Origin of the sequence: Metaclostridioides mangenotii (assembly GCF_017873185.1) — a bacterium.
Lineage (GTDB): Bacteria > Bacillota > Clostridia > Peptostreptococcales > Peptostreptococcaceae > Metaclostridioides > Metaclostridioides mangenotii.
This window is the reverse complement of record NZ_JAGGJX010000001.1, coordinates 1,143,698-1,161,227: the sequence shown is the minus strand read 5'-3', so window position 1 is coordinate 1,161,227 and position 17,530 is coordinate 1,143,698. Positions and strand designations below refer to the sequence as shown.

Sequence of the window (17,530 nt, the reverse complement as noted above, 5' to 3'; positions counted from 1 at the left end):
GGGGGAAGAAACATGAGCAAACAGATGAAAGATATCATAATCGTTGGATTTGCACTTTTTTCAATGTTTTTTGGCGCAGGTAACCTACTGTTTCCACCATATTTAGGTCTAGTATCAGGTCAGAGTTGGCTAATAGCAATAGTAGCCTTTGTCCTTGCCGATGCAGGTATTGCACTTTTAGTTATAATCGCATCTGCTAAGTGTTCTGGAAGTCTAGATGATATTTTATCTAGATCGGGTAAAACCTTAGCGAGAATAATCAGTATTGTAGCTCTATCGTGTCTTGCACTTCTAGTTATACCTAGAACAGCTGCTACTACTTATGAAATGGGTGTAATGCCTATAATAGGCGATTACGGAAGTCTAGTTAGGATACTTGCTTCAGCTATATTCTTTGCACTGACACTAGTTCTTACAATTAAGGGATCTAAAGTTATAGATATAATAGGGAAATTCTTAACTCCTGCATTGTTATTAGTGTTGTTTATACTAATAATTAAGGGAATCATATCTCCAATAGCAGATCCAAATCCTGGGCAATTGATAGAAACAAATCTATTTGCAGAAGGATTTAAACAGGGATATCAAACAATGGACGCTTTAGGGGCTGCATCTATGGCGACGATTATGCTACTGTCTCTAGCCCATAAAGGTTACACTGATGAGAAAGAAAAGATAAGTATGACTATTAAATCGGGTATTGTTGCATGTGTCTTCTTAGGACTTGTATACGGGGGTCTTGCATTCTTAGGATCAACAGTATCTACAATGTTTGGTACAGACGTTCCTCAGGCATCTTTGTTAGTCGAAATCACCAATTTGATCTTTGGATATACTGGTAAGGTTATATTAGGGGTTATAGTTGCTCTAGCTTGTTTAACTACATCAATAGGTCTTACTTCTGCTATATCAAATTACTTTGCAGGCATAACTAAATTCACATACGAACAATATGTTATAGGTATATGTGTAGCGAGTACAGTTATAGCAAATCTAGGCGTTGATTTTATTATTCAATTCTCAGTTCCAATACTGCAATTAGTTTATCCAGTGCTTCTTGTACTAGTTTTAATGACACTTGCTGGAGATTATATTAAAAACGACAATGCCTTTAAAGGTGCAGCATATGCTACGTTAGTGACGAGTTCACTAAATGTAATATTCAGCTTGACAGGAAACTTCGGATTCGTTAATAAGCTTCCTCTTACTGGACTAGGCTTCAACTGGGTAGTGCCAGCGTTGATATTTGGGATAATCGGAGCATTTATTAATAGCAACTCAAATAAAACTAAGGCAGGTGCCTAATCGATTAACTAGAAATAAAAAACATAGTACTGTCAAATCTATAATAATAGCCCCGGTAAGGGGCTTTTTTTGTTGCCTATTACATTAAATAATAACAATGAGACAGCACTGTTAAACCATTAATAATTTTTTATACAAATAAAATAATAAATTGATTGACATAGAGTAAGTTTTTTATGCTATATAAACGCGAATAAAAGGGATTGAGGAAATATAGATAGATATAGAGTTAATATAGGTCAAATAAAGGAGGAATTAGTAAATTATTTCTCAAAGGAAAATATATTAAAAAGAAGAACTATTTATGTAAGAAGAAGTATTTATTTTACAAAGGTCAATGTCAATTATTCTTGGAAGTGATAGATAATTTCTAGAGATGGCTTATAGTGACTACAATCTATGGTTTGAATACTTAAAAGTATGCTCTTAATAGGGGGAGAGACATTGAGAAAAATCAACAAATCTAAGCTTTTAATTTTAGGGTTAATTTTATACTTATTTTTTAATGCAGTAATAGCTTTGATCGGTAAAAATGTGGATCTTTTGACAGTTGAAGCTAAAGAATACGATTTGAAAAACACCGTTAGAGGAATGATAGAAAAAGATTTAAACAGCGAAAAAACTTTTTTAACGACGTATCTAGATGACAATAGTGTAAAGACGTATGAAGAAGGTCAAAGAGTAGAAATAAAGTATAATGAGGTCGATATTGATGCAATTGTATACAAAATTTATCATAATAGTGGAAAAAACTTGCTTAGATTAAAAATAAATGACGAAAATGTTGTAAATTACAGTACAAGAGAGCAAGAATTTGATATAATATATAAGCATATAGACTGTTTTAGAATACCTAAGACTTCAGTTGAAATTAAAAATAATAAGCAAGGTGTGTTTGTTGTAGAGGAAGAATACCATCGTGCAAAATTTAAATATCTAGAGAATATTATTCATGATGATGAAGATTACGTTTACGTAGACTACTATAAAAACGAAAAAGAAAAGATAGATACAGTAAGTTTGCACAATAGGATCATTTTAAAACCTAATAGCATAAACACAAATATAAGAATAAAGTAGGTGGTAAAATGGAGTCTATTAAAGATAATTTGTTTGAAATTAGAAAGTCTATTAAAGAAGCTGCCAATAAAGCAGATAGGTCTGAAAATGGAGTTACTCTGTTAGCCGTTACAAAAACTGTTGAAACCGATGCTATACAAGAAGCTATGGCAAATGGGGTTACAGAAGTTGGTGAAAATAAACCGCAAGAGCTAGTTAGAAAGTACGACATTATAGGTGACAAAGTAAAGTGGCATCTAATAGGTTCTTTACAGACAAATAAAGTTAAGTATATAATCGATAAAGTGCATATGATACATTCTTTGGACAGGATTTCTCTAGCTAAAGAAATTCAAAAGCAGGCTGAAAAAGTAGACAGGACTATCAAATGCTTAGTTCAGGTTAATATTTCTAAAGAAGAATCCAAACACGGTATATATGTAGAAGATGTGGTAGATTTTGTAAAGGAAGTTTCAAATAACTTTAAAAATATCAAAATTGAAGGCATGATGACCATGGCGCCATTTACTGAAGATGAAATTGAAGTAAGGAGCGTATTTAAAGGTCTTAAAGAACTATCAAACGAGATAAAAGATCTGAATATACCAAATGTCGATATGGATGTTTTGTCTATGGGGATGAGTCATGACTATAAAATAGCTATTGAAGAAGGAGCTACTATTGTAAGAGTAGGAACTTCGATATTTGGAAAAAGAGATTATAGTATAAATAAGTAAAATAGTATAAAATAGGTAAAAATATGAATTATATTAACTAAGGAGGTCGTAACAGTGGGAGACGGAATAATATCAAAATTTAAAAATTGGATAGTTGAGGAAGATGAAGAGTTCGTAGAAGAAGAATACGAAGAAAGCGTAGAATCTGTTCTTGGGGAAGAGGATTTAAACAACGCATTTAACGCTTCTAAGGGAAGCAAAATAGTTAATCTACATACAGCAAATCAAATGAAGGTTGTAATTGTTGAACCAAAAGTTTACGATGATGCTGCTACAATAGCTGATCATTTAAAACAAAGAAGGGCTGTTATAGTTAACCTTGAAGGTTTAGCGAGTACAGAAGTTCGTAAATCTATATTTAACTTTATGAACGGAGCTGTATATGTATTAGATGGAAGTATACAAAAGGTTTCTAAATCTATATTTATATTAGCTCCAAACAACGTAGATATAGACGCTAATATGAAAAAAGAGTTAGAGAGCAAAGCGTTTTTCCCTTGGCAAAATAAATAATAAAAGGTGGTTGAAACATGGGAAGTTTACAGTTTACTATCTTAAATATCTTATTAAAGCTATTGCAAGTCTTGACTTGGGCTATAGTTATTAAAAGCTTAATGACTTGGTTTCCGGGTGGAAGACAAAGTAAAATCTACGATTTTTTAGATACTTTGACTTACCCGATAGAAAATCCAATAAGATCTTTAATGTATAGATACACAAATGGGCCTATAGATTTTTCTCCTATGATTGCGATATTAGTGTTGATTGCTATAGAAAGAATAATAATATCTATTTTTAGTTAAAAAGCTATGGACAAACTAACATTAACTAATCATATAAGAGATATAGATTTAAAAAACAAAATGTTTAAAGTTATTGATAAGGCAAACGGCTGTATGAAAAACTACGATGTAAGGTTTACTGAATTTATGAACCCATTTGAAGTAACAAATGCCACTTCGATTTTAAATTCGTATACTGATATAAAATACGGTATTGATGGCGGATTCAATGAAGCCGAGAGAAGCGTAGTATCAATCTATCCCTACTATATGGAAAGTGACGATGTAGAAGCAGGAATTAGATTTTTACAAGTAGAAGGTAACTTTAAATTTAAGAGTATTTCGCATAAGGATTATTTGGGTGCAATTTTAAATCTAGGTATCAAAAGAGAAAAAATAGGGGATATAATTATACATGATGAATTTTGTCAGGTGGTAGTCGACAAGGATATTTGTGATTTTGTGATCATGAATTTAGAAAAAGTCTCTAGAAATACTGTAAAGGTAACGGAGATTTCAAGGGATGATCTTATCATGTCTGACCATAAATATAAAGAAAAGAGTATGACTGTTCAAGCGGATAGGCTGGACTGTGTTATAAGTGCGGTGTATGATATATCTAGGCAGGACAGTCTAAAATATATAAGTGCAAATAAAGTTCATGTAAACTTTGAGAGCATTTCCTCTAAATCGAAGTCAATAAAAAGCGGAGATTTGATTTCTGTTAGAGGAAAAGGCAGGGTTGAGATAGAAGATATAGGTGAACTAACAAAAAAGGGGCGCCTCAAATTAAAAGCGAGGTTACTTGTTTAGTAATAATTATTGTAGCAGGGAGGAAAATCGATGTTAACTCCAATGGAAATAGAGAACAAAGAGTTCAAAAAAGGACTTAGAGGCTATAGAGAAGAAGACGTTGATGAATTTTTAGATATTGTAAAAGAAGATTATGAACAACTTACTAATGAAAACAGAAACTTAAAAGAAAAAGTTGATCTGTTTAGAGATCAAATAAACAAATACGAAAATATTGAGGAGACTTTAAAGGCAACTTTAATAACTGCTCAAAGTACTGCCGAAGATACTTGCAGTGCAGCAAACAAGAAAGCTAAGATAATTGTTGAAGAAGCGGATCTAAAATCTAGACAGATTATAGAGCAAGCCAATAATCGTGTCGTTGAAATAAGAAAAGAGTACGACTCTCTAGTAAAAGAATTTAAAATTTTTAGAAATAAATTCAAATCTCTTCTTGATGATGAAACTAGAAGTATAGACGAAATTTTTTACGATGTAGATGATAATTGTGGAAATGTTTTTGAGGGAACTGCAGTTTATAAGTATGAAAATACTAGTTTAAAAGATCTTGAAAAAATATCAAATACAGATCCTCTATCTGTTGATATAAAGCTTAAAAAATCAAAAAATATAGACGATGAAGCAGCTACTACACTGTAGTAATTGCCTGATAATTTTTGAATTTTAAAAAATGTATTGACTATTCAAACAATTTGATATATAATTTCGTAATATACACATTAATAGATAATAATGACTAAGATGGAGACAGTAAACTTTAAGAGATTTTACAGAGAATTGGATTAGCTGAGAGCCAATAAGTTTAATAAAGTTGAATATCACTCCTAAGTTGCAGGCTGAACGATAAATTTCTACTAAGCTGTGCCGGGTAATTCCGTTAAAGATACCAGAGTGCTAGACTATTGTCTAGAATTAGGGTGGTAACGCGATCACAACTCGTCCCTTATATTTTATAAGGCGACGAGTTTTTTTAGTTCCCAAAATTATTAAAATTAGAAAACCATTAGAAAGGGTGATATATATGGCAAAATTTAAGCAACTATTTGACGGAACAGTAAGTCAAGCTGAAGAGAATGTATTTGACTATTGGCAAAACATAAAGTTACTTGATAAAACTATAGAAAAAGGTGAAAATGATCCAAGTTATGTATTTTACGAAGGACCGCCAACTGCAAATGGAAATCCTGGTGTTCACCACGTGCTATCTAGAACTTTAAAAGACTCAATGTGTAGATACAAAACAATGAGTGGTTACCAAGTAAAGAGAAAAGCTGGATGGGATACTCACGGTTTACCAGTTGAGATTCAAGTTGAGAAGCAATTGGGATTAACTAGTAAACAACAAATAGAAGAGTACGGTATAGCTGAATTCAACAAAAAATGTAGAGAATCGGTTTTCTCTTTTGAAAAGCAATGGAGAAAAATGACTGATAGAATGGCTTATGAAGTTGATTTAGACGATCCTTATATAACACTTGACAATGACTATATAGAATCAGTATGGTGGATACTTGATAAATTCAATAAGGAAGGTTATATCTACGAAGGACACAAAATACTTCCTTACTGCCCAAGATGTGGAACAGGTCTTGCATCTCATGAGGTAGCTCAAGGGTATAAAGAAATAAAAAATAATACTTTAGTAGCTAAGTTTAAAAGAAAAGGTGCTGACAACGAGTACTTCTTAGCATGGACGACAACTCCTTGGACACTTCCATCAAATGTAGCTTTAACAGTTAATCCAGATGTTGACTATATAAAAGCTAAAAAAGGTGAAGAGGTATACTATGTTGCTAAAGCTTTAGCGGATAAAGTATTAGGTGAAGATTACGAAGTTTTAGAGACATTAAAAGGAAAAGATTTAGAGTATATCGAGTACGAACAATTAATGCCTTTTGTAGAAGCAGATAAGAAAGCTTTCTTTGTAACATTAGGCGACTACGTTACAACAGAAGATGGTACTGGTATAGTTCATACAGCTCCAGCTTTTGGTGAAGATGACTACAATATAGGTAGAAAGTACGGGTTGCCAATTTTACAACCAGTTGATGAAACAGGTAAATTTACAACAACTCCATGGGAAGGTAAATTCGTAATGGAGGAAGGGCTAGACGTTGAAATAATCAAATGGCTAGCTAAAGAAAACAAACTACACAGTAAAGAGAAAGTTGAACACAACTATCCACACTGTTGGAGATGTCAAACTCCACTACTATACTACGCTAAACCAAGCTGGTATATAGAGATGACAAAACTTAAAGATCAATTAATAGAAAACAACAATACAGTAGAGTGGTACCCAGCTTTCGTTGGAGAAAAGAGATTTGGTAACTGGTTAGAAAATCTTAATGACTGGGCGATATCTAGAAGTAGATATTGGGGAACTCCATTCCCAATCTGGAGATGTGATTGTGGACATATAGAATCAGTTGGATCAAGAGCTGAACTTGCTCAAAAAGCTATAGAAGAAGTAGATCCAAAGACTATAGAACTTCACAGACCATATGTAGATGATATACATTTAAAATGTGATAAGTGTGGGGGATCAATGACTAGAGTATCTGACGTAATAGACTGTTGGTTTGATAGTGGTTCAATGCCTTTTGCACAACATCACTACCCATTTGAAAATAAAGAAAGATTTGAAGAATTATTCCCAGCAGACTTTATATCTGAAGGAATAGATCAAACTAGAGGTTGGTTCTACTCACTTATAGCTATATCTACATTTGTGATGGGTAAAGCACCTTACAAGAGAGTTCTTGTTCCTGATCTAGTGCTAGACAAAGATGGTAAGAAGATGAGTAAGTCTAGAGGAAATACAGTTGATCCAATGCAGTTATTTGAAGAGTACGGAGCAGATGCTGTAAGATTTTACTTACTTTATGTATCTCCACCATGGACACCAACTAAATTCGATAAAGAAGGATTAAAAGAGATCCAAAGTAAATTTACAGGAACAATGAAGAATGTGTACAATTTCTTCACTCTATATGCAAATATGGATGAAGTAGATCCTAGTGAATTCTTCGTTGAATACAAAGATAGACCAGAGTTAGACAGATGGATTCTATCTAAGTTCAACAACTTATTAAAGCAAGTAGAAAAAGATCTAGATATATTTGAATTAAATAAAGTACTGAGAATGATGTTAGACTTTATAAACGATGATTTATCTAACTGGTATATCAGAAGATCTAGAAGAAGATTCTGGGCTACTGAGCTTACAGCAGATAAAAAAGCTGTTTACAACACAACTTACGAGTTGTTAACAGGAATAAGTAAAATGATAGCTCCTTTTGCACCATTTATGTCAGAAGAGCTATACAGAAACTTAACTGGAGAAGAATCAGTTCATCTATCAAGCTACCCAAAAGCTGATGAAAGTCTATTAGATGCTAAACTAGAAGAAAAAATGGATTTAGCAAAAGATCTTGTTACACTTGGTAGAGCTTCAAGAGAATCTGAAAGAATAAAAGTTCGTCAACCACTTCAAAAAGTACTAGTTGATGGAAAATACGAAACTTTAATAGGCGATTTAGTTGAGCTTATAGAAGAAGAGCTTAATGTTAAAGAAGTAGTATTCGAAAAAGATCTTGGAGAGTTTATGAACTTTAGCTTAAAGCCGAACTTTAAGGAAGTTGGTCCAGTACTTGGAAGTAGAATAGGTGCTTTCACTAAGGTATTAAACGGGCTTGACGGACATGAAGTTGTATCAAAACTTGACAATGGCGAGACGTTAACAGCAAACCTAGATGGTGAAGATTTTGAATTCGGAAAAGAAGCAGTTCTTACTAACATAACTGCAAAAGAAGGATTCAATGTAGTTCTTGAAAATAACTTATTCGTTATATTAGATACTAAGATAACAGATGAGTTGAAGAACGAAGGATTTGCAAGAGAGTTTGTATCTAAGGTACAGCAATTAAGAAAATCAAATGACTTTGAGGTTCTTGACAACATAACTGTTGACTACTGTGCTGATGAGGAGATAGCAAAAGCTGTTGAAAACTTTGAAGATTACATCAAGTCAGAAACTCTTGCTTTAGAATTAAATAGAGTAGAAGATGAGTCACTTGAGAAGCAAAATCTTAATGACCATATGACTGGAATAAAGGTTACTAAAAAGTAGTTTACACAAATTAATTGCCACAAAAGCCATCGATTGTTGAGTTCAATCCAAGGGAATTTTATCGGCACGAAATTGATTGTCGCTAATTCAACAAGTCGATGACTTTTGTTAGTTCAATATCTTTGTGGTAAAGGCCGAAAGGTAAAAATCGAGAAGCGAAAAAAGCAAATATAAAAAGTCGGGAAATATTAAGTTTCCCGACTTTTTACATTTTAATTAGTTTATATCTTATTAATATATCATAAGATTTTGTGCAAATACATTTCCCTCTGAATTTAATCCGACAACACAACCATCCAGTAAATAAATATCTGTAATATTATGCCAATTTTCTAAATCTGAAAATAGCGATTTATCTTCTAAATATGAAGCTGTTGAAACTGAACCATCTTGTTTAACTCCAATTACATATTGGTATCCCATTACATTATCTGAAGCATATTCAGGGTCAATTTTTCCAGTTGCCGTTTTTTTTATATCAGACCAAATATCTATATCATCATCATAAGGAAGAGTGAAACCTTTTATTAATACCGTTCCATCTGATTTGGTAGCTACTATTGATGTCTCTGTTGAATAAACATCTGCAATATCGCTCCAATCAGAGATACTATTTTCATTGTATATATCATGCCCTTGTGATACCAACGTTTTATCTTTTTTAAGACCTATGATACCGTAGTCGCTATCAGTGTAGAGTTTCTCTATATCGGTCCACCCTGACACATCAATATAATCAAAATTTTCACCAGCTGATACAACTGTTCCATCCTTCTTTAGCCCAAAAACAGAGTCTGCTAGGGTATATATGCTTGATATATCGACCCAATCTTTTTTATTGTAGTGGTAATTTACATAATTATCTTCATCGAGAAGTCTACCAGCCATTAAAACCGTACCATCGCTTTTTAAACCGATTGTATTACCATCTCCAGCCTTAACATCAACTAAGTTATTCCAGTCGTAGAGATCGCATTCAGAGTAATTGTTGTATCCAGATGCTACAGCAGTACCGTCATTTGTAAGACCAACTATATGAGATGACTTTGATGATATAGATTTAATATTATTCCAATCTAAAATATCATTGAAAACATACTCATCGTTTTCATCAGAAATTGTATATACGACAGTCCCATCATTCTTAAGCATGTATACAACCTGAGTTAAATATGAATCAGAGTTTGTAAAATCATACTTAGAAGTAACTATCTGCTTAACATCATTGTAATCAGAATTTAAGGATTCAACCATACTATCCATACTGTAATAGTAATCTTCATGTGTAGTTAAACTGTCTTCAGAACCAGATCCAGAACCAAAATCAAATATAGATATCAAGAAGAAAATAATAGCAATTACAATTCCTAGAGCACTAAACTTTTTTTGATTATCATTAGAGCTAGTTTCTTTGTCACTTTGAGGATTATCGCTTTTCCTAGGTATTTTGTATTTATTTTTTGCAAGTTTGATTTTTTCTTTAGTGCTCAAGCCAGATTTTCTTATTTTGTCTGTTTTTCTTTTTTCTGATGCCAAAACTTTTTGTGCATCCTGTTGATCTTTACTTAGGTTTTTAGATTTGTTTTTCATATTGTTTTGTTTATATGGATCATAATTGTCTTTAGATTCAATATGCTCAGTTTTAATTTGATTGTTGTATTTTTTTTTAGTATTTGTAGACTTATTTTTAGCGTTATAAGTATTAACAGAAGCGTTGTTTTCAACATTAGAATCTGCATATTTATTTGGTTGATTTAGTGAAAAATTTAAATCGCCAATTTTTTCTGTATTAGTCTCATTCCATGTATTAGAGTAGGTATCAAATTCTATTGCTTTATTATTTGAATACTTAATGAAGCTTAAATCATCAAACTCTATTTTTTCCAGAGATATTTCAATATTTTTCACTTTTTTACTTTTAAGAGGAATAGAGTCGTCCTCACCAAATGAATTTCCAGGTTTTATATTGATAAAACTATATGAATATTTTACTTCTTCAGGTAATGTTCTTCCAGATTCATCAATACAGCGAATATTTAAATTTACTTCTTTTATATTTTTGCTTGAAATATTTTGAACATTTAGTTGTAAAATTAGTTTATCTCTATACTTATCGAAATATATAGTCCCATTTGTTACTTTGATACCCCAGTCTTTATATGAAAACTCTTTGTTAATATTTTTAACTATTTCGTACCTAGACCTCAACATATTATTCCCTCACTTTTTTAGTTATAGAATAGAAAATATTCTTAGTAATTTCGGCGTATTTTAAAAATTGATGTATAAGTATATTACCATTTGCGTCTAAGCCAATTATCCATCCATCTATTATATGAATTTTCTTTGATATATTTCTATTTCAGAGAAAATATTTTTATTATCATGCTTACAAGTAAAATTCCCAATAGTATCATTATACTTAATTTGGTGTTGATTTTATATATAGTTTATTTAAGTTAGGAGAATAGGGAAGTAATAAAGATTTTATACAAGAATTAAATTGGGGAAAATAAAAATCGGGAAAGCAAAGTTTCCCGATTTTTATAATATTTGTACTTGTTTTATCCAACCACGCATATTTCTTTTGTATAGTTGTTTAATATTTCGCATCCATCTTCAGTTACTAATACTAAGTCTTCTATTCTAACTCCAAGATCTCCTGATAAGTATATACCTGGTTCTATTGAGAATATCATACCTGGCTGAACTTCATCAGTGTTTATAGCAGATACGTCACCTTTATCATGACATTCAAGTCCTATAGAGTGACCAGTTCTGTGAGTAAAGTACTCACCGTATCCTTTTTCGGTTATATAGTCACGAGCAGCTGCATCTATGTCACAGAATCTAACTCCTGGTTTTATAATTGATATAGCTCTCTTGTTTGCTTCAAGAACTATTTCAAATATTTCTCTACCTTTTTCTGGTATTTCTTTGTAGAATACTGTTCTAGTCATATCAGAGCAGTAGTTGTTTTTAACACATCCTATATCTAATATTACAGTATCACCTGGTTTAGGAAGGTCTTTTCCTGGCATTCCATGTGGGTTGGCAGCGTTTGCCCCAAATCCAATTATTGGATCAAATGAGAATCCATCAGCTCCTAGGTCTTCGTATATATTAGATAGTATACCAACTAATTGTTTTTCTGTGCGATCTCCAGTTACAGATTCTTTAAGTTTAGCCATAGCTTGGTCATTTAATTTCGAAGCAAGTCTCATTGCGTCTTTTTCTTCTTCATCTTTGAATGTTCTTAGTGTATCTATTATGTAAGAAGTATCTATAAATTTGCTTCCTCCACCTAATTCCATTAAGTTTAATAAGAATCTAGCTGGCCAGTTTTTATCAACACCCATAGTTGCATTTTTATCTACTTCTTTAGCAATTATTTCTATAGGATTTTGGTTGTCGTTGAAGTAAACGATTTCAATACCTAAATCTTGATGTATAGGGAACAGCCCATTGATGTATAATTTGTGTTTTCCGTTTACATTTAAGTAAAGTGATAACAATCTTTCACCTGGATGAACTAATTCTTCTGTTAAATAGTATATTGATGTTGGATCACTTACTAACATTTGAGTTAGATTGTCTTTTTTCATTTGTTCTAAAACTGCGTTCAATCTTTGAGTTTTCATAAAATTCTCCTCCTAAGTATAATTAACCACACTTCAATTTTATCACTAATAATATGAAAAAAGTATAGATTTATGAAAAATATAAGTAATAATTATAATTTTAAAATTATGAATAATCTGATATTAATTTTGGTTTTTAAATTAATATGTATTATAGTGAATCACTATGATATATTAGGGTAAAGCTTAGATAAAAGATAACTATTGATCGAGGTTATTGTATTTGATGTTAATATGTTGATGACAAGCGGAGGAATAGAATATGAACACTGTAATAGTAAAAAATATTACTTTAGGGGAAGGAAAACCTAAAGTTTGTGTGCCTATGATCGGTAGAAATATCGATTTATTAAAAGAAGAAGCCCGTATATTAAAGTATATAGATGCTGATTTGATAGAGTGGAGAGTAGATTATTTCGATGATGTTAATGATATAGACAAAGTAGAAAAAGCACTATCTGAAATAAGAAAAGATTTAAAAGATATACCTTTACTGTTCACTTTTAGAAATGAAAGAGAGGGTGGGGAGTGTAGTGTAAGCGGGGGATACTATTTCAAATTATACGATTATATAATGAAAACTGGTGAAGTAGACATAATAGACATAGAGCTATTCAGCAAAGAAAGTGAAATAAGAGAATTGATAGAAAAAGCACACGGAGCAGGCGTAAAGGTAATTGTATCTAACCATGATATCTATAAAACTCCACCAAAAGATGAGATAATATCGAGACTTTGTAAAATGCAAGAAATAGGAGCTGATTTACCTAAGATTGCAGTTATGCCAAAGAGTTCAGATGATGTGTTGACGCTTTTAGAGGCGACTAATACAATGAAACAGAAATGCTCAACTAGACCGATAATTACTATTTCTATGGGAAATTTGGGAGTAATCAGCAGGTTGTCAGGAGAATTATTCGGATCTTGTATGACATTTGGATCGGCTAAAGCCGCAAGTGCTCCAGGCCAGATTGAAGTTAAGGAATTAAAAAATATCTTAGATTTGTTACATGTAAAATAATATACAGTTGACAATTTAAACTTGAAAGCATATCATAAAAATATAAATAATTAATAATTAAAAATATAAGTCCTGTGAAAAGGAGTAGTAGTTAAATATAGTATCAATACAGAAAGCTGAGAACGATGAGATCTCGCAAGAATTATTTAATGAATGGACCTTGGAGGTATTGAGTGAACATATATTTAGCAAGTAGTGAATATATAATTAGCTCAAATCGTAGCTGAGCGTTAAATCAGAACTAGAGAGGCATAGTAATTTATGCAATTTAGGTGGTACCACGGAGATACGTCCGTCCTATATTTTTAGGGCGGATTTTTTAATTTAAAAAAACATAAGAGAAATAAAAGATAAAAAGGAGTGTTATTATATGAAAACAATAGGAATAATTGGAGCTATGGACGAAGAGGTAAGTATACTTTTAGAGCTAATGGAAGTACAAAAAACTGTGAATAAAGCTAGTTTAGTTTTTAATCAAGGAATAATTGAAGGAAGAAATGTTGTTTTAGTTAAATGCGGAATTGGTAAGGTAAATGCAGCACTTTGTGCACAGATACTTATAAGTGAATTTGGAGCAGATGCAATAGTAAACACTGGTGTTGCAGGTGCCCTTAATGAGCAATTGGATGTAAATGATATAGTTATATCTACTGATGCTGTAGAACACGATTTTGATGCAATAGCATATGACTATCCAAAAGGAGTAATACCTCGTATGGAGACTTCTGTTTTTAAAGCTGATGAAAGGCTAATTGAGGCTGCATATAGTTCATCAATTAACAGTACAAAACATAATGTATTCAAAGGAAGAATAGCGACAGGTGATATATTTATTGCATCTAAAGAACTAAAAGATTCAATAGTAGAAGAGTTCGGAGCTTACTGTGGAGAGATGGAAGGTGGAGCAATAGCACATGTTTGTTATTTAAATAATACTCCATTTGTAATAATTAGAGCAATGTCAGACAAAGCTGATGATAGTGCTAATGTTACATACGAAGAATTTGTAATTGAAGCAGCACATAACTCAAAAGATATAGTATTAAACATGCTAAAATCAATATAATTTAAAATAAGAAAATTAGGAGGCGAGAAAATGAGCGAAAAAAAAGTAATATTTAGTGGGGCTCAACCATCTGGAAAGATGACTTTAGGAAACTATTTAGGAGCGATAAAAAATTGGACCCTACTGCAAGATGAGTACGAATGTTACTATGGTGTTGTAGACCTTCATGCTATAACAGTTCCTCAAGAAGCGAAGACTTTAAGAGCAAATACAATGGAGCTTCTTGCTCAATATATAGCTTGTGGACTTGATCCAGAGAAGAACACAATATTTATACAGTCACATGTAAAGGAGCATTTAGAGCTAATGTGGGTCTTAAATTCTATGACTTATATGGGTGAACTCAACAGAATGACTCAATTCAAAGATAAATCTCAAAAAAATGAAGCTAACTTAAATGCTGGTTTATTCACTTATCCTGTACTAATGGCAGCGGATATTCTTCTTTACCAAACAGATTTGGTTCCAGTTGGTGAAGATCAAAGACAACATCTTGAGTTAGCACGTGATCTTGCTAATAGATTTAACAACAGATATTCACCTACTTTTGTAGTGCCAGAAGGATATACACCAAAAGAGGGTGCGAGAGTTATGAGCTTACAGGAGCCAACTAAGAAGATGAGCAAATCAGATGCAGATGAAAATGCGTTTATACTTTTAGCTGACGATGCTGATACTATTAGAAGAAAAATCAAAAAAAGTGTTACAGATTCAGTTGGAGTTGTAAATTACAGTGATGAACAACCGGGATTAAAAAATCTTATAGATATATATTCAAATCTAGAAGAAAAATCAGTTGATGAAATTGTAGCTATGTATGAAGGTAAAGGTTATGGAGACTTCAAAGCAGATGTAGCAGAAGTTGTTGTAGAGTCACTTAGACCTATAAGAGAAAAATATATATACTTATTGGATAACAAAGATTATCTTAAAGAGATATACACTATGGGTGCTGAAAAGGCTCAAAGAAAAGCTGTAAAAACTTTAAGAAAAGTATACAAAAAGGTAGGATTCACTTCTCTTTAGATATAAATAAAAAAAAGCGTGATATTTATTAAGTCATAAATCATTTGGTTAGTAAAAAGTTTTAGTATTTTTAAATTGCTTTCTTCACATACTACTCTATATTAGTAGGTTTAATTTATAAAAAATTTTATAAAATAATCTAAATATCAGAATAGAGGTGCGAGATGGATTTCAATAAATACAAAGAAGAATTATTAAAAGAAAAAGATAAATTAAATAAATTAATAGGAAAAATGGAAGACAATACTGTTTTTGGAGATACAACAAAACACACTAGTGAGAAGTATACATCTGGTGAGTTGTCTAGTTATGACAACCATATTGGAGATATAGGAACAGATGTATTTATGCAGGATATGCAAAATAGCCTTATAACTCATGAAGAGGGAAGGTTGTATCAAGTGGATAAAGCATTAGATCGTATAGATGAAGGAACTTATGGAACTTGTGAAGAATGTAAAAGCAGTATAGAAAATGATAGACTCGATATTATTCCAGAGACAAATTTATGTAATAAGTGTGCAAAAGAGATGGATAATTTTCCAGATGATAGAAGGGATTTAGATAGAAATCTAATAAATAAAAAGCAACATTTTTATTCTGAATACCTTACAGATTTAACTGATTTAAACAAAAATAATGATTTAGAGGATTAAACTGATGAAATAGATAGACAATGTAAAAATAAAAAAATAAGAGGATATTCCAGATGGAATTCCTCTTTAAATTTTAGTTATTTTGATGTGATTATTATTTATTTGCTTTATATATTTATCTAACATATATAATATATATTTAAATATTATTCATTTAACAATGATTTATCTGGTGTAACAATTATCTTAACCTGTTTTTTCTTGTCAGGACCTGTTAGTGTACCAAATCCTTCTTCAACTATATCGTCGAGATATACTTTTTTAGTTATATATCCATCAGCTTTGATTCTGCCATCATCCATTAATGCAACTGTTGCAGGGAATTCATGTCTGTATGCTAAAGTACCCACTATTTTCTTTTCTGTAAATACTAATTGATTAGGGTTAAAACTTACATCGCCTTCCCAAATACTAGTTATTATCATAGTCCCATTATATTTCAAACTATTAAGTCCTGTATCAAATCCGATTTTAGCTCCTGTAGTTTCAAATGCAAAATCTACACCCACGCCACCAGTAAGCTTTTTAACTTCTTCAGCGATATCAACAACATTAGGATCGAGTACAACATCTGCACCTGCTCTTTTTGCATACTCTTGTCTTATAGATTTCCTTTGTAAAACCACCACTAATTTTGCTCCAGCAGCTTTTAAGCATTCTATAGTTGCAAGACCAATTGGACCTGAACCAAGCACTATAGCAGTGTCTCCTACATTGAAATTGGCAATTCTTATAGAGTGCAGAGCGACAGCCATTGGCTCAATTAATGCCCCTTGTTCATAAGTCATGCTGTCCGGTAGTTTATGTATATATTCTTCTGGGAATACAGTGTACTCTGCAAGTCCGCCACCGCTACCACATAGACCATGGAATCCTAATGAAGAACATAAATTATATTTGCCTTCTAAACAAGCAGGACATTCTCCACAAACAACCATGGGTTCTACAACAACTCTGTCGCCAGCTTTAAAGTTAGTTACACCTTCGCCTATTTCGACTACTTCTCCTGAAAACTCATGTCCAAGAACTACTGGAGCTTGATTCTTACTTAATGCATGTGGTTGGTCAACTGGTATAAAAATAGGTCCTCCTAGATACTCATGTAAGTCTGAGCCACATATCCCACACCATTTAACCTTGATTTTTACATTTCCTTTAGTAACTTTAGGTTCATCGATTTCTTCGACCCTAATATCGTTTTTATTGTACCAAAGCGCTGCCTTCATAGTAAAAATTACCTCCTAATTATTATGATTGAATATATAGTTAAATTTCTAACATATAATTAGAGC

15 protein-coding genes and 2 other annotated features are annotated in these 17,530 nt (G+C 32.0%); of the genes, 12 read left to right on the top strand and 3 right to left on the bottom strand.

What is annotated here, in order from left to right:
* Positions 1-12: 12 nt before the first annotated feature.
* The 8 genes from brnQ (at position 13) to ileS (ending at position 8,828) form a co-directional block, all read left to right on the top strand.
* Complete coding sequence (gene brnQ / locus J2Z43_RS05650; RefSeq protein WP_209456230.1) at positions 13-1,305, top strand: branched-chain amino acid transport system II carrier protein; 1,293 nt, start codon at positions 13-15, stop codon at positions 1,303-1,305.
* Positions 1,306-1,749: 444 nt separating this feature from the next.
* The gene (locus tag J2Z43_RS05645) at positions 1,750-2,385 is read left to right on the top strand and encodes an HlyD family efflux transporter periplasmic adaptor subunit (RefSeq protein WP_209456229.1); all 636 of its coding nucleotides are present in this window, start codon (positions 1,750-1,752) and stop codon (positions 2,383-2,385) included.
* Positions 2,386-2,393: 8 nt separating this feature from the next.
* Positions 2,394-3,101: a YggS family pyridoxal phosphate-dependent enzyme gene (locus J2Z43_RS05640; protein WP_209456228.1), complete on the top strand. Its 708-nt coding sequence runs from the start codon at positions 2,394-2,396 to the stop codon at positions 3,099-3,101.
* A 54-nt stretch (positions 3,102-3,155) separates the two neighbouring features.
* Positions 3,156-3,614, top strand: a complete 459-nt coding sequence (locus J2Z43_RS05635; RefSeq protein WP_024621870.1) for a cell division protein SepF — start codon at positions 3,156-3,158, stop codon at positions 3,612-3,614.
* 17 nt (positions 3,615-3,631) lie between these two features.
* Entirely contained in the window at positions 3,632-3,904 is a 273-nt protein-coding gene (locus J2Z43_RS05630; RefSeq protein ID WP_024621871.1) for a YggT family protein, read from the top strand.
* A 6-nt stretch (positions 3,905-3,910) separates the two neighbouring features.
* Positions 3,911-4,696 (top strand): YlmH family RNA-binding protein, encoded by a 786-nt coding sequence (locus J2Z43_RS05625; RefSeq protein WP_209456227.1) that lies wholly within the window; start codon positions 3,911-3,913, stop codon positions 4,694-4,696.
* A gap of 30 nt (positions 4,697-4,726) precedes the next feature.
* On the top strand, positions 4,727-5,335 hold the full coding sequence (locus tag J2Z43_RS05620) for a DivIVA domain-containing protein (protein ID WP_209456226.1): 609 nt from the start codon (positions 4,727-4,729) through the stop codon (positions 5,333-5,335).
* Positions 5,336-5,425: 90 nt separating this feature from the next.
* Positions 5,426-5,643, top strand: a binding site (T-box leader).
* A 74-nt stretch (positions 5,644-5,717) separates the two neighbouring features.
* Entirely contained in the window at positions 5,718-8,828 is a 3,111-nt protein-coding gene (gene ileS / locus J2Z43_RS05615; RefSeq protein ID WP_209456225.1) for an isoleucine--tRNA ligase, read from the top strand.
* A gap of 231 nt (positions 8,829-9,059) precedes the next feature.
* Here ileS and J2Z43_RS05610 read toward each other — a convergent pair whose 3' ends face one another.
* Together J2Z43_RS05610 and J2Z43_RS05605 are read right to left on the bottom strand one after the other, a co-directional pair.
* Positions 9,060-11,039 carry an RCC1 domain-containing protein gene (locus J2Z43_RS05610; protein WP_209456224.1) on the bottom strand — a complete coding sequence of 660 codons (1,980 nt, stop codon included), beginning with the start codon at positions 11,037-11,039 and terminating at the stop codon, positions 9,060-9,062.
* A 353-nt stretch (positions 11,040-11,392) separates the two neighbouring features.
* Positions 11,393-12,469 (bottom strand): M24 family metallopeptidase, encoded by a 1,077-nt coding sequence (locus J2Z43_RS05605; RefSeq protein ID WP_209456223.1) that lies wholly within the window; start codon positions 12,467-12,469, stop codon positions 11,393-11,395.
* 262 nt (positions 12,470-12,731) lie between these two features.
* Here J2Z43_RS05605 and aroD point away from each other — a divergent pair, with 262 nt between their 5' ends.
* The 4 genes from aroD to J2Z43_RS05585 all read left to right on the top strand — a co-directional run bounded on the left by aroD (position 12,732) and on the right by J2Z43_RS05585 (position 16,238).
* Positions 12,732-13,490: a type I 3-dehydroquinate dehydratase gene (gene aroD / locus J2Z43_RS05600; RefSeq protein WP_209456222.1), complete on the top strand. Its 759-nt coding sequence runs from the start codon at positions 12,732-12,734 to the stop codon at positions 13,488-13,490.
* 65 nt (positions 13,491-13,555) lie between these two features.
* Positions 13,556-13,793: a binding site (T-box leader), on the top strand.
* A gap of 67 nt (positions 13,794-13,860) precedes the next feature.
* The gene (locus J2Z43_RS05595) at positions 13,861-14,556 is read left to right on the top strand and encodes a 5'-methylthioadenosine/adenosylhomocysteine nucleosidase (protein WP_209456221.1); all 696 of its coding nucleotides are present in this window, start codon (positions 13,861-13,863) and stop codon (positions 14,554-14,556) included.
* Positions 14,557-14,586: 30 nt separating this feature from the next.
* Positions 14,587-15,582 (top strand): tryptophan--tRNA ligase, encoded by a 996-nt coding sequence (gene trpS, locus J2Z43_RS05590; protein ID WP_027701514.1) that lies wholly within the window; start codon positions 14,587-14,589, stop codon positions 15,580-15,582.
* A 164-nt stretch (positions 15,583-15,746) separates the two neighbouring features.
* Positions 15,747-16,238, top strand: coding sequence for a TraR/DksA C4-type zinc finger protein (locus J2Z43_RS05585; protein ID WP_209456220.1), 492 nt, complete (start codon positions 15,747-15,749; stop codon positions 16,236-16,238).
* Between the two features lie 146 nt (positions 16,239-16,384).
* Here the strand turns inward: J2Z43_RS05585 and J2Z43_RS05580 are convergent, their stop codons facing one another.
* Positions 16,385-17,464 carry a 2,3-butanediol dehydrogenase gene (locus J2Z43_RS05580; RefSeq protein WP_209456219.1) on the bottom strand — a complete coding sequence of 360 codons (1,080 nt, stop codon included), beginning with the start codon at positions 17,462-17,464 and terminating at the stop codon, positions 16,385-16,387.
* Between the last annotated feature and the right edge of the window lie 66 nt (positions 17,465-17,530).

Excerpts from the sequence above, each read along its gene's own strand:
- brnQ (WP_209456230.1), top strand. The coding sequence starts at position 13 with ATGAGCAAACAGATGAAAGATATCATAATCGTTGGATTTGCACTTTTT.
- J2Z43_RS05640 (WP_209456228.1), top strand. The coding sequence starts at position 2,394 with ATGGAGTCTATTAAAGATAATTTGTTTGAAATTAGAAAGTCTATTAAA.
- J2Z43_RS05630 (WP_024621871.1), top strand. The coding sequence starts at position 3,632 with ATGGGAAGTTTACAGTTTACTATCTTAAATATCTTATTAAAGCTATTG.
- J2Z43_RS05625 (WP_209456227.1), top strand. The coding sequence starts at position 3,911 with ATGGACAAACTAACATTAACTAATCATATAAGAGATATAGATTTAAAA.
- J2Z43_RS05620 (WP_209456226.1), top strand. The coding sequence starts at position 4,727 with ATGTTAACTCCAATGGAAATAGAGAACAAAGAGTTCAAAAAAGGACTT.
- ileS (WP_209456225.1), top strand. The coding sequence starts at position 5,718 with ATGGCAAAATTTAAGCAACTATTTGACGGAACAGTAAGTCAAGCTGAA.
- J2Z43_RS05610 (WP_209456224.1), bottom strand. The coding sequence starts at position 11,039 with ATGTTGAGGTCTAGGTACGAAATAGTTAAAAATATTAACAAAGAGTTT.
- J2Z43_RS05605 (WP_209456223.1), bottom strand. The coding sequence starts at position 12,469 with ATGAAAACTCAAAGATTGAACGCAGTTTTAGAACAAATGAAAAAAGAC.
- aroD (WP_209456222.1), top strand. The coding sequence starts at position 12,732 with ATGAACACTGTAATAGTAAAAAATATTACTTTAGGGGAAGGAAAACCT.
- J2Z43_RS05595 (WP_209456221.1), top strand. The coding sequence starts at position 13,861 with ATGAAAACAATAGGAATAATTGGAGCTATGGACGAAGAGGTAAGTATA.
- trpS (WP_027701514.1), top strand. The coding sequence starts at position 14,587 with ATGAGCGAAAAAAAAGTAATATTTAGTGGGGCTCAACCATCTGGAAAG.
- J2Z43_RS05585 (WP_209456220.1), top strand. The coding sequence starts at position 15,747 with ATGGATTTCAATAAATACAAAGAAGAATTATTAAAAGAAAAAGATAAA.
- J2Z43_RS05580 (WP_209456219.1), bottom strand. The coding sequence starts at position 17,464 with ATGAAGGCAGCGCTTTGGTACAATAAAAACGATATTAGGGTCGAAGAA.